This is a genomic window from Acidobacteriota bacterium (assembly GCA_016196035.1).
GTDB lineage: Bacteria > Acidobacteriota > Blastocatellia > RBC074 > RBC074 > JACPYM01.
The window spans coordinates 23,656-36,975 of record JACPYM010000117.1 but is presented as its reverse complement, the minus strand read 5'-3'; the positions used below and the strand labels follow the sequence as shown (position 1 = coordinate 36,975).

At 60.4% G+C, this 13,320-nt stretch carries 5 protein-coding genes; 4 read left to right on the top strand and 1 reads right to left on the bottom strand.

What is annotated here, in order from left to right:
- The first annotated feature begins 110 nt into the window (after nt 1-110).
- The 4 genes from HY011_32780 to HY011_32765 all read left to right on the top strand — a co-directional run bounded on the left by HY011_32780 (nt 111) and on the right by HY011_32765 (nt 9,775).
- Nucleotides 111-1,118, top strand: a complete 1,008-nt coding sequence (locus tag HY011_32780; GenBank protein ID MBI3427723.1) for a curli production assembly protein CsgG — start codon at nt 111-113, stop codon at nt 1,116-1,118.
- Nucleotides 1,119-1,293: 175 nt separating this feature from the next.
- Nucleotides 1,294-2,583: a caspase family protein gene (locus HY011_32775; GenBank protein MBI3427722.1), complete on the top strand. Its 1,290-nt coding sequence runs from the start codon at nt 1,294-1,296 to the stop codon at nt 2,581-2,583.
- A 503-nt stretch (nt 2,584-3,086) separates the two neighbouring features.
- Nucleotides 3,087-6,935 (top strand): HYR domain-containing protein, encoded by a 3,849-nt coding sequence (locus HY011_32770; GenBank protein ID MBI3427721.1) that lies wholly within the window; start codon nt 3,087-3,089, stop codon nt 6,933-6,935.
- A 1,037-nt stretch (nt 6,936-7,972) separates the two neighbouring features.
- Nucleotides 7,973-9,775 (top strand): HYR domain-containing protein, encoded by a 1,803-nt coding sequence (locus HY011_32765; GenBank protein ID MBI3427720.1) that lies wholly within the window; start codon nt 7,973-7,975, stop codon nt 9,773-9,775.
- Between the two features lie 179 nt (nt 9,776-9,954).
- Here the strand turns inward: HY011_32765 and HY011_32760 are convergent, their stop codons facing one another.
- Nucleotides 9,955-13,188: a TonB-dependent receptor gene (locus HY011_32760; GenBank protein MBI3427719.1), complete on the bottom strand. Its 3,234-nt coding sequence runs from the start codon at nt 13,186-13,188 to the stop codon at nt 9,955-9,957.
- Nucleotides 13,189-13,320 lie beyond the last annotated feature (132 nt).

The following is a 13,320-nucleotide window of genomic DNA, read 5'->3' as shown; positions in this document are numbered from 1 at the left end:
CTAGGGCGTTTCGGATTTGGTAAGCGTTCGTTGAATACGCCACTTTGAATGCGCTGAAGCGATGGCATTCAGAGTGGCTTTTTTAGTCGTAGGTTTGGAGGATCATCGAAATGAGTAACACAATCATTACGCGCTTTATCACTGCCCTGGCCCTGCTGACCCTGCTGGCCGTCAATCCCGCTAACAATTCATCGGCACAAGAGAAACGCCGCATCGCCGTGCTGGATTTTGATTACGCGACGGTGACGAGCAACGTGTATGCTTACTTTGGCAGCAACCAGGATGTGGGCAAGGGCATCGCCGACCTGCTGGTGACCAAGCTGGTGCAGAGCGGCGTTTACACCGTGGTCGAGCGCAAGCAGATCGAAAAGATTCTGGCTGAACAGAACTTCGGCGCGAGCGGGCGCGTGGACGCCACGACCGCCGCCAAGATCGGCAAGATTCTGGGCGTGGATACGCTGATTATGGGCAGCATCAACACCTTTGGCCGCGATGATTCGTCGAAATCAAAAGCGGGCGGCGGCGCTGTGCGCATCCCTGGCAACCTGCCCGGCTTTGGCGGCATGAAGGTCAATCGTGAAAAGGCGAAAGCGGTCGTCGGCGTCAACTTCCGCATGGTCAACACGACGACGGCGGAAATTTTTTATGCGGGCGATGCGCGCGGCGAATCCAAACGCGAGAGCACTTCGGTTTCGGGCGGCGGCGGCATCATTGGCGACGTCGTCGGCGCGGGGAACCAGGACATGACCTCCAGCAATTTCGCCTCGACAATCATTGGCGAAGCCGTTTATGACGCGGTCGGCAAACTCTCGTCGCAGTTGGAGAGCAAGGCTGCGACGCTGCCCGTGCTTGAAATGAAAGTCGAAGGCACCATCGCCGATGTCGCCGGTTCGATGGTGGTGCTGAACGTCGGCAAAAACGCCGGGTTGAAAGTCGGCGACAAGTTGAATGTCGAACGCCCCATCAAAGAGGTCAAAGACCCTGACACGGGCAAGGTCTTGCGCGTACTTTCCGACAAGATCGGCGAAGTCGTGATTACCGAAGTGGACGATGTCAGCGCGGTTGGCAAATACACGGGCAGCCAGCCGGCGAAGGTAAAAGACAAGGTAAAGAAGTAGCACGTGTTTGCGCAGATTCTGCCTTCTCAATTCAACATTCAACATTCCTGAGCAGTGGGGAAAAGTGCCAGGCCTGCCCGTGCGAGGAAGGCGGAATGTTGAATTGAGAAGGCAGAATGCTGGCGTACCCGCAACAAGAAACGAGGTTGTGATGTTTCTGCAAAACAGAATTTGTTTGTTACTCGGAACCGTACTGCTGTTTGGTTTGAGCCAAGCCAGCGCGCAAGACCGCGCCAATCCGCTGCCGCTGCCGGGCACTGAAATCAAAGGCACGCTCCGGCCCGGCGTGCGCACCGAAACCTTTTATGCCTTGGAAGCCTCGGGCAGTGTCGAATTCACGTTGAGTGTGACGGGCTATCAGGACTGGGCGATGCTGGAAGTTGAGGTGCTGGATACGAGTTTTGTGCCGCTGCTCAAATTCGAGGCGTCCGCTTCGACGCCGAATGGCAGCGACAAACGCGCGGCCAAATTGCGGCTGGGCGGCAAGCAGATCGTCCTGTTGCGTTTGAGCGGGCCGTCCGCCAACAAGAGCGGCACGTATAGTTTGAAGCTCAGCGGCCAAGTCGCAGGCGCGCATTTCAGTCCTACCGTGCCCACGACCGCACAAAAGAAACCGGCTGAAGCGCCGATTGAAAACTGGTCGGTGTTGCTCAAACAGCAAAAGCAGAGTGAACCGGAGCCGCAGCGCACGGCCAATCCAACGCCGGCACCGCGCGAATCAGGCAAAGCGGTCGCGGCGGCCATGCCTGCGGTGGCGTCAGCGATTCGCGAGATCGGCGCGGACAAACGCTTTGCCCTGCTCATCGGCAACAGCGCCTATGAAACGGTGCCGCTGAAAAATCCGGTCAACGATGCGCGGGCGATGGCGGAGGTGCTGGCGGAATGCGGTTTTCAGGTGACGATGCTCGAAAACGCCGACAAGCGGCGCATGGAAGAAGCCATCCGCGCGTTTGGCGCAAAGCTCGACGCCAAGAGCGTCGGGCTGTTTTATTTCGCCGGGCACGGCATCCAGGTGAACGGCACGAATTATCTGGTGCCGCTCGGCGTGCGCATCGAAAAGGAAGCCGATGTCGAATATGAGACGGTGGACGCCGGGCGCGTGCTCTCTGAATTCGCCAATGCCCGCAATGCGCTGAGCATCCTGATTCTCGATGCCTGCCGCGACAACCCCTTTGCCGCGGCGACGCGTTCGCTGACGCGCGGGCTGGCCGTGGTCAAATTGCCCAAAGAGGCCAATGGCACTTTGGTCGCTTACGCCACTTCGCCCGGCAACGTGGCGCGCGACGGCACCGGCCAGAACGGGCTTTATACCGAAGAGTTGTTGCGCAATCTGCGGAAGCCGGGCCTGAAGATCGAAGACGTTTTCAAACTGACCCGCATCGGCGTCAAGGAACGCAGCAATGGCTCGCAGGTACCTTGGGAAAACTCCTCGATTGACGGGGATTTCTTTTTTGTGCGCAGGTAAGCGACAGTAACGAGCCAGTGCTGTCACCAGACTTGCTGCAAACTTGGGTCGTGGGCGTGAACGACCCCAAGTTTGACTCGCCACCTTTCAACTTTTTATTGACCGCAACGCGATTTCGGCCTAAGCTCTGCGCCGACTTCATCCCCTCCCAATGATTCGATGCGTAGGTACACGCGACCTTTAAGCTGTTTCCCCTCTCCGTGAATGCTGGCCGTAACACTTGGTAATAATAGTCGTTCAATTACTCATTTAGTTGCGCCTCGCACTGCGCATTCAAACCGTAACCGCTGCTAAGCGGTCGTCGTTATTTCACTGCAATCCCATTCACCGTCAGTCGTGGCGCGGCGGTTGTGCGCTTTCCCAAGCGGCAATGGCAGCGCTGCGTCAGGTTGAGCCGCGCCTCATTCGGTCGTCGGCTGTGATCTTTGATTTAATCACCCATGGCACCCGCGTGGCGCTGGCAAAGCGTCGCGCGGGTGCTGTTCCCACTTGAAGGAGTGTCTATGCCCCGAACCCCGAAGTTCGCCGCGAAGCTCGGTTATGCCGCCTTTGCGAGTTGTCTCTTTCTATGTCTCTTGCTGCTGGCTTCCGATTCCACGCCTACGTTACAAAGCGTCGCCAGCGCACAGGCCTTATGCCCGCAAGTCAGTGTGCCGGCGCTTACGCACGGCTTTACCACCAGCGACCGCCTGCCCCAAGGCGATCATTTCCTGTTGCCACAACCCTTTACCTTTACCGTACCTTCATCAACAAACATGCCGGGTTTCCGCATGTTTCAGGTCAACGACGCCAACTTCGGCGGCGATGTCCCTGGCATTGGCGGATTCGCCGGCACGCGCTTGACCGGCGCCAGTTATGCAATGCCGGGCGGCAACGTGACGCTGTTGTCGTGCAATGACAGCGTCTGGGATTTCAGCTTCCTGCTGGCCAGCGCGGGGTCAACGGTCGGTGATACCGTCGGCTTTTATCTGCAACGCGCGGATGGTGACGGAACCATTCGCATCGCTGTTTTCACGCACGAAAGCGGCGGCGCGCGCGTGACCGCGTTGCATCCGAACGTGCAGTTGTTCCGCGAGAACCGTCTGGCCAATGGCGCGGGCCGGTTGCAGACGGGCGACTTGATTCCGCTGGCGCAGGCGGCGGGCGCGGCGGGCCGCCGTTCAGCCTTGTTGACCGTGTCGTTCGATCCCAGCCCTGGTTCGCCTTTCAATGGCTGCTTCCAATTCGGCGTGAACATTCGGCGTGGCGAGGGCGCGGGGACGAGTTCGCTGGTCATCACCGATGTCGTGGTCAAACGCATGGAGCAACGCGGCGACCGCAATTTGCCGGGCCGTGGTTTGATTGGCGGCTTGACGGGCGGCTATCCGACCGCGCTGGTGTGTCCGATCATTTGCCCGAACTGCGTGCCGCCACCGGTGCCTTGCCCGGTGATTTTCAACCCGGCGGTGACGCACGGCTTTACCACCACCGACCGGTTGCCGCAGGGCGATCACTTCCTGTTGCGCGAACCGTTCGCGTTGTCGGTGCCGGTGCGTTCGCCGATGGATGGCTTCGACACCTTCCTGGTCAATCGCGCGAGCTTTGGCGGGAATGCCGAATCCGTTGGCGGTTTTGCCAACACCAATTTGATGGGCTTCAGCTACAACACGTCGGGCGGCAGTGTGACGGCGTTGTCGTGTTTGGATAGCGTGTGGGATTTTAGCTTCCTGCTGGCCTCGGCGGGCGCGACGGCGGGCGATAAGGTCACGCTGTTTTTGCAAAAGCCCGATGGTTCCGGCGTGATTACGCTGGCCGTGTTCACGCACGAAAGCGACGGCGCGCGCGTCACCGAACTGAATCCGAACCTGCAACTGTTTCGCGGCAACCGGCTGGCGGTGGGCGCGGGCCGTTTGTTTGCGGGCGATTTGATTCCGCTCAATACAGCAGCGGGCGAGGCCGGCAATCGTTCGGTGCTGCTGACGATTGCGTTTGACCAGCGGGCCAATTCGCCGCTCAACGATTGTTTCCAATTCGGCGCGACCATCGCGCGCGATGGCGGACGTGGCACAAGTTCGCTGGTCTTCACCGACTTCGTGCTCAAGCGCGAAGAGCGGCCCGGCGACCGCGCGCGGCTTGGGATGGGTTTGCTCGGCGGTTTGACCGGCGGTTGGCCGACGGGGCTGGTTTGCCCGGTGGTTTGCCCGGCCTGTCCGTTGCCACCCGTGCCTTGCCCGGAAATTGATAACCCGGCGGTTACGCATGGCTTTGTCACCAGCGACCGTTTGCCGCAAGGCGATCACTTCCTCTTGCGCCAACCCTTCACGCTGACGGTGCCGTTCCGTTCGCCGATGGATGGTTTCAATGTGTTCAACGTCAACCGCACGACCTTTGGCGGTGATGCGCTGGGCGTTGGCGGATTCCGTGGCACCGAACTGATGGGCTTCGGCTATCGCACGCCGGGCGGCAGCGTCACAGCGTTGTCGTGCAATGACAGCTTGTGGGATTTCAGCTTCCTGCTGGCGTCGGCGGGCGTGACGATGGGCGATAAGGTCACCCTCTTTGTGCAGAAACCCGATGGCTCAGGCGTGATCGTCTTGGCGGCCTTCGACTTTGAAGGGCTGGACGCCCGCGTGGTCGCGCTCAACCCGAACCTGCAACTCTATCGCGGCAATCGCCTGGCGGTCGGCGCGGGCCGCTTACGTGTCGGCGACTTGATTCCGTTCGGCACGGAGGCAGGCGCGGCGGGCAAACGCTCACCGCTGTTGACGATTGCGTTTGAGATGCGGGCCGATTCGCCGCTCAACGATTGCTTCCAATTCGGCGCAACCATCGCGCGTGGCGACAAGACGGGCGTCGCGTCGCTGGTCTTTACCGACTTCGTGCTCAAACGCATGGAGCGCGCGGGCGACCGTGATTTGCGTGGCATGGGCTTGATTGGCGGGTTGACGGGCGGCTGGCCGACCGGACTGGTTTGTCCTGAAATTTGCCCGGCGTGTCCGCCGCTGCCGCGCATTGAATGTCCGCCGCCGCAAACGGCTTGCGCGCCGGTCGGCGCGAGTGCGGCGACGGTTAATTACCCCGCGCCGGTGGCGCTTCCCGCAAATGCGAACGTGTCTTGCAGCCCGGCGTCGGGTTCCAGCTTCCCGCTGGGCGTGACGACGGTGACGTGCACGGCCTCCATTGGCGGGCGCTCCGATTCGTGCCGCTTTACCGTGACGGTGACGCCGACCCTGGCGCTCACGTGTGGTAGCGACATCAAGACGACCGCGACCAGCGCGAGTGGCGCGGCGGTCACGTATCCCGCTCCGTCCGTGACGCCCGCAGGCACACCGGTCGCCTGTTCGCCAGCTTCGGGGTCAACCTTCCCGGTGGGCACGACGACGGTGACTTGCACGGCGCGCAACGATTGCGGGCCGGTGTCGTGTAGTTTTACGGTCACGGTGATGGCGCCGCCAAAGATCACCTGTCCGCCGAATCAGTCGGTTTGTGCGGCGGCAGGCGCGACTGCGGCAGTGGTGACCTATCCGGCGCCTGCGGTGGCGCCGGATGTGGCGAGCGTGTCTTGCACGCCAGCATCAGGCGCGAGCTTCCCCTTGGGCACGACGACGGTGACCTGTACGGCGGTGAGCGGCACGATGACCGATACGTGCAGCTTTACGGTCAGAGTTGTCGCGCGTCCGGCGATCACTTGTCCGACGAACATCACGGCCTTTGCCGCCGGGCCGGGCGGTGTTGGCACGCCGGTCAGCTATCCCGCACCGAGCGTGACACCGGCGGGCACGCCGGTGGTTTGCACTCCGGCTTCGGGTACGTCGTTCCCGATTGGCGTCACGACGGTGACATGCACGGCGACGAATGAATGCGGCACGGCAACGTGCAGCTTCACGGTCACGGTACAGCCGATCAAATGCGACACCTTCTGCTGGCATGCGCCGCAATGGTGGCAGCTCAACCCGCGCCGCATTCCACAAGGCAATGTGTTGATCAGCGGTGTCAACGGCAATCAGTCCGTCAGCACCGACAATGTCAACGCGATTCAACAAGCCTTGCAAGGGAATCCGACTGGGTTTGGGTTGACGCCATTGCAACAGTTCAATCAGGAATATGTGGCGGCGCAACTGAACCTGTTGGCGGCTGGCGGTGGTGGTTCGGTGGTCAACGCCAATGTGCAGTGGGCCAATCTGAGCTGTTACAACATCAGCTTTGCGCCGGTGCAACTCTCAAACGGCTTCGTGCTGTCGCGCGATTCGATGGTCAAGGACTTGTTTATGCAAGCCCAATTCGCCGTCATGCAAAATCGCGCGGCGGATTTTGCGGCGCTGGCGACGCTGTTGGATCTGTTCAACGGCAACGACCTGTTCGGTTGTAATTGAAACGTTGACCTCCAACGTTAATGGCTGGCCTCGGCTCCCACGTGGAAGCCGAGGCCTTTTTTTGGCTCTCTTCACTCCTGGGAAGTTTCCGGCGCTTTCCCCGCAGCCCGCTAGAAACAGTGTTCAGCGCACTGCTATTGCATTCATTCCGTGCCACTCCTAAGTACTACCCGCCGTGGTAGTGGTAAAAATGTAATGCTGCATTTTTGCAGCCGCGTAGCGGCGACCTGAATTTAGCCCGGCGTTTCAACGCCGGGTAGCATCGTCCATAGTGCCCGCGTCGCGTAGCGACGGTTGAAACTGAGGTCATTGCCGGAACGTTTCAACCGTCGCTACGCGACGCGATACTGCTTCGTCCGACTACCGTGGTTTGAAAACCACGGCTAAATTCACCTTGTCGCTACGCGACAAAAACGGACGAGCATTACATTTTTACCACTACCCCCGTCGTAAATTCGTTGAGGGGGCAATCGCTAACTCTTCGCCGCGATAGCGGCGGCTGACTTTAGCCCGGCGTTTTCAACGCCGGGAAGGACAACAATGGTTTTCGCGTCGCGTCAGCGATGCCTGAATTCAAGCGTCGCCGACGCGACGCGGGAATCTCAACTGCGCGCTCCGTGGGTTGCACCCACGGCTAAAGTCAGCCGCCGCTATCGCGGCGAAAACATGACGGACAACCCTCAAAGGATTTATGGCGGACAGTACTAAGGAATATCGCTTGCTGTGGGCAGCGCGAGTCGCAAATGTGACGCGTTCCCTGGACGATAGCTTTTGCCACCTGTTCTCGATCACAACAGCGTGTCTGCCGATCAGACGCAATTTGGTAGTGGCTCAAAGAGGAGAGGTCTTGCCGCGGATGAACGCTGGAAAACGCGGATCAGTCCTGTTAGCCAATTCAATTGATCTGCGTCGGTCGGCGTTGATCTGCGGCGTGGCTCGCTCCCCATTGACCCGCTACCGCAATTTAATGAACGCCCGCAACACAGCGTCAACCCACCCGGTGCGCGCTGGGGTTGCCCTACCCGAAGGAGGGTCGTATGCCCAAGAAACAAATATTGACGACGAAGGTTAGCCAGGCCAGTTTGGCCGGCTGTTTACTGCTTTGCCTGCTGTTGCTCATTTCCGATTCCGCTGCGGTTTTGCAAGGGCATGTAAGCGCGCAAAGCTCATGCCCGCAACTCAATGTTCCCGCGACGACGCATGGGTTTACCACTACGGCGGGCTTACCCGGCGGCGATCACTTTCTATTGGCGCAACCCTTCACGCTGACGCTGCCGTCGGTGACGCCGGTGCTGGGCCTGAGCAGTTTCGTCGTCAATGCGGCGAATTTTGGCGGCGACGCGGCAGGCATCGGCGGGTTTGCCGGGACAAGCTTGTCCGGGCTGAGTTTTGCCGCCCCCAATGGCAGTGTGACGTTCGTTTCTTGTCTGGACAGTATTTGGGACATCGGCTTTGAACTCGCCAGCGCTGGTTCCACCGTGGGCGATACCGTGACCTTCTTTGTGCAAAAGCCGGATGGCACGGGCGTGATTAATCTGGCCGTCTTCACGCACGAGAGCGGCGGTGTGCGCCTGACGACATTGCCTCCGAACGGCGCGCTCTTTCGCAATGATCGTCTGGCGCAGCAAGGCCGCATTCAGGCAGGCGAATTGATTTCACTCAACGTGGCGTCAGGCGCGGCGGGAAACCGTTCCGACTTGCTGGTGCTGGCCTTCGATCCGGCGGCGGGGTCGTCGCTGAACGATTGCTTCCAATTCGGCGCGACGCTCGCGCGCGGCGGCGACCTCGGCGCGAGCGCGCTGGTCTTTACCGATTTCGTGCTCAAGCGCATGGAACAGGCGGGTGACCGCGCACTGACAGGCACGGGTTTGCTGGGCGGGTTGACGGGCGGTTTCCCGACGGGGCTGGTTTGTCAGGAGGCTTGTCCTGTCTGTCCTGTGCAACAGCAACTTGTCTGTCCGGCGAATCAGACGGTTTGCCCGCCTGCGGGCAGCACCTCGGCGACGGTGACCTATGCGACGCCTACGGGAGCGACTTGTACACCCGCGTCGGGTTCAAGTTTCCCGACAGGTGTGACCACAGTAAATTGCACTGCCCCGGGCGCAACCTCGTGCAGCTTCACGGTGACGGCCACGCCGAATGTGACGCTGACCTGCCCGACGAACATCACAACCACGGCAACCAGTGCCAGCGGGGTCACGGTTACATACAGCGCGCCGACCGTCACGCCCACAGGCACGGCGGTGACATGCGCGCCGGCGTCGGGCACGACGTTCCCGGTGGGCACGACGACCGTGACCTGCACGGCGAATGGCAGTTGTGGGGCGGCCACGTGCAGCTTCACGGTGACGGTGGGAGCGCCAGCGCCGGTCAAATGCGACACCTTCTGCTGGCGTTCACCGCAATGGTGGCTGCTCAATCCGCGCCGCATTCCGCAAGGCAACGTGTTGATCAGCGGCGTCAACGGCAACCTGTCGGTCAGCACCGACAACCTCCAGACGATTCTGCGCGCCTTGCAAGGCAATCCCACCGGCTTCAGTTTGACCGCCTCGCAACGCTTCAACCAGGAGTATGTGGCGGCGCAACTCAACCTGATTCTGGCGGGCGGCCAGGGCTCGGTGGTCAACGCCAATGTGCTGTGGACGAATCTGAGTTGTTACGGCATTAACTTTGCGCCGGTGCAGCTTTCGAATGGATTCACACTGACGCCTGCCTTGATGGTCAAAGACCTGTTTATGCAAGCGCAATTCGTGGCGACCCAAAATCGCGCGGCGGATTTCGCCCCATTAGCAGCGCTCTTGGATCGGTTCAATGGCAACGATGTGTTTGGCTGTAACTGAAATGGCTGAACACCGCAAAAAGCAAACGGCCCCGGTTCTCGTGTGAGAGCCGGGGCCGTTTGCTTTTCGTTTGGTTTGCCACAGAGACACAGAGGCACAGAGGAAAATGAGCGAGAAGGATTAACGCCTCTCCTGCTCTTTTCTCCGTGGCTCTGTGTCTCTGTGGCAGCATTCTGTCTTTAGAAACTCAGCCGCACGCCAAATTGCGCCGCGCGCGGCAACCCCGTGCCCGACGGGATCGAGGGCCGCACGGCGCTGGCGCTGCCAAAGCCGCTGGTGATGAGTGCACCGGTGGGCAACCGCGAGACGCCCGCGATCACACGCCCGCCGCTGGCGTCCACCAATGCGCCCGCCGCATTGACGCTGAAACCCGTCGGCAAGGCCGCAATGGTCGTCAGCGTGCCGTTGTAGTTACTGGCAGGCAGACCCGCCGCGCCGACCAGATTCGACACGTTGAAGGCGTTGAAGAGTTGCGCCGTCGCTTCGATCTTGACGCGGTCTTTCAGCTTCAAGACATAAGACAACTGCACGTCCTGCGAGATGAAGGAATCGCCGAACTTGATGTTGTCGGCTACGTCCGGCACGAATGGCAGCACCTGGTTGCGCGGGTTGCGCTTGCCCGCGAATTGCTGGTTGTAGGCGTGAATCGCATCGTTCAGCTTGGCGACCGAATCAATCCTGCGCCCGACATCGCCGCGCCGCGTGCCGGTCACCAAATCGCCGTTGATGCCGTCGCCGTTGACGTCCGCCGAACCGACCAGCGCCGTCATAGGCACCGCGCTGTTCCAGGTCGAAATCATCGAGAGACGGAAGCCCTTGGGCAATTCGACGATGCCGTTCATGGTCAGCCGGTGCGTGCGATCCAGTGGGCCGATGCCGAAGTTGGCTTTCGGATTACGATTGACCAGCGCGCCGCCGCCCAAGCCCAAACCATCCGCTGTCGAAGTTTCCAATTTCGACAGCGCATAGCTGCCGGTCAATTGGTAACGGTGCGCAAACCGCTTGTCCACCTTGAGCGTGAAGGCGCGATAGCGCGAGAAACCATCCGACGTGATCAACGTGATGCCCGCCGTCGGCGCGCGGCCATCGCCGAGGATGATCGGCGCGCCGTTGCCGGGGAAGAAATTGGCAATGTCCACATCGCGCATGAATTCATGCACCGTGCGGCTGTAAATGAAATTGGCGTCGAGCACCGCATTCATGGGCAACTCGCGTTGCACGCCGAAATTGAACTGCTGCGAATAGGGCGTCTTCAGATCGTTGGTGATCAGCGTGCCCGTGCGTGTGATGTCCAGCGTCGGCGTCGAACTGGCCGGGGCGGAGACGTAAACCTGCTGCCCGGCCAGAATGACCGGAATCGCGTCTTTGAGCTTGGTGCCGTTTACCAGAATCGGGTTGAAGTTGAAATCGGCCACACCGTCGCGGTTGAAATCCACCGCGCCGCTGGTCGTGCCCGCCGTCAACGTGATCGTATCGTTGCCCGAATTGAAGGGCGCGATAGAGGCGCGTTCGTTGGTCACGAGGTTGCTGATGCGCAGCGTGTAGTAGATGCCGCCGCCCAGCCGGATCGAAGTCTTGCCGTTCTTAAACGGATCCCAGGCCAGGCCGAAGGTCGGCGCGAAATTATTCTTGTCAATCGGCGTGTCCGCGCGTCCGGCGGGCAGGACGGGGCCGACCAGCGTGGGCTTTTGCAGATCGTTGTTGAGCGGATGCGTATCTATTTGGTAACGCGCGCCGAAATTGAGCGTCAGGTTAGTGGCGACGCGCCAGCTATCTTCGCCGTAAAACGAAGTGCGCGTGTTGCGATGGGCATTGTCGGGCGTGCCGGGAATGCGGATGCCTTTCTTGTTGCCCAGCGTGGTGTTGATGAACGTCTGGTTGACGATGTCCGCCGGATTGCGCGAAGCGGGCGAGATCACGTTGAACTGCGGGAAGCCGTTGACGAAGTTGAGTACCGTGACGCGGTACTTCACGGCATCCACGCCGCCGCGCAAGGTGTGCCGTCCGCCCACAAACGTCAGATCGTCGCGGAATTGATAGAAGCGCTCGAAGGTGGATTGCGGCGTGATGCTGTCGGGGCCGGTGATGAGCAAACCGTCATCGGTGACAATGCGAATGTTTTCCAGTCCGGCGATGCCCACAGCTTGGGCTTCCGCCGTGGGCCGCAGCACGCGATTTTTGAAATCGGTGCCCGCCACGCGGAAGGCGTTGGTCAAATGTTGCGTCAACACCGAATCCAGCCCGATGACGAATTGATGCGTGATGTTCGTATTGAAATTGCCGCTCGACGGCAAGCGGTTGCCGCCGAAGCCGCCGAAGCTGGAATTTTCGTTGCGTGTCCAGCGCACGAAGCCATCGTGGTTTTGCGAAATGCGCCCGTCCAGCCGCACGTTGCTGGAATTCTCATCGAACGGCGCGGCGAAGGTCGTCAGGCTGGGGAAGTACGGCGTGTTGATGCTGATCGCCGAATCCTCTTTGGTCTTTTCGTAGTTGCCGAACCAGAAGAGCCGGTCTTTGATAGCCGGGCCGCCGATGCTGAAACCGTATTGCTTGCGGCTGAATTCCGGCTTGGTCGCCGAGAAATTCGGGCGCGCGGCGAAATCGTTGTTGCGGCCAAAGAAAAAGCCGCCGCCGTGAAATTGGTTGCTGCCGCGTTTGGTGATGACGTTGATCGCGCCGGTCGCGCTGATCCCGGCAGACGTGTCCGACGAAGAAGTCGAAATCTGGAATTCCTGAATCGTCTCCTGCGAGATGTTCAACGTCGTGGTGCCGACGTGTTCGTCCACCGCGTCCACGCCGTCAATCGTGATGCGGGCTTCGCGACCGCTGCGGCTGCCGATGGAAACGCCGGTGTAACGGCTCTTGGTCGGATCGAAGGCGCGACCCTCCTGAATCTCGACGCCAGGTTGCAGCCGCGCCAGTTCCAAGTAATTGCGCCCATTGAGCGGCAGTTGTTCGATCTGGCGCGTATTGACGACGCCGCCAATGGTGGCCTGCTGCAATTCGACGGCAGCGGCGGCATCAGCGCCGCTGACCTGCACGGTTTCATTGGCATTGGCGACTTTTAGTTGCGCCTCGACGTTGGCGGTTTGGCCGACAGCGACGGCCATCCGGTCAACCAGAAAACTGGCGAAGCCGGTCTGTGTGATGTTCAGTTTGTATTCACCGGCTTGCAAGGTGGGCAGTATGAAATAGCCCTGCTCGTTGGTGGTGGTGACGCGCGACGCGCCCGTCGCCAGGGAAGTCGCGGTGACGGTGGCGCCTTTGACGACCGCGCCCGACGGGTCGGTGACAGTGCCCGCGATAGTGCCGAGCGGTTGTTGCGCAGACGCCGCGCTGCCGATGAGCAGGCAGCCGAGCAGGGCAGCCAGCCACAGCAGCGGGCGCGAAGGTGCGGAATTTGGGTAAGGCATAAAGTTCTCCTGTTGAGTTTAGACGGTTCAGGTTGATTGTTGAGCAATACGGGCGCAGCTTGAATAGATTGTCAGTCAGTTGTTTTGTTCATCAAGCTTTGCCAGAGGTCGTTCATCCGCAGCTAATGGTTC

Coding starts and splice junctions, on each gene's coding strand:
- HY011_32780 (MBI3427723.1), top strand. CDS start 111: ATGAGTAACACAATCATTACGCGCTTTATCACTGCCCTGGCCCTGCTG.
- HY011_32770 (MBI3427721.1), top strand. CDS start 3,087: ATGCCCCGAACCCCGAAGTTCGCCGCGAAGCTCGGTTATGCCGCCTTT.
- HY011_32765 (MBI3427720.1), top strand. CDS start 7,973: ATGCCCAAGAAACAAATATTGACGACGAAGGTTAGCCAGGCCAGTTTG.
- HY011_32760 (MBI3427719.1), bottom strand. CDS start 13,188: ATGCCTTACCCAAATTCCGCACCTTCGCGCCCGCTGCTGTGGCTGGCT.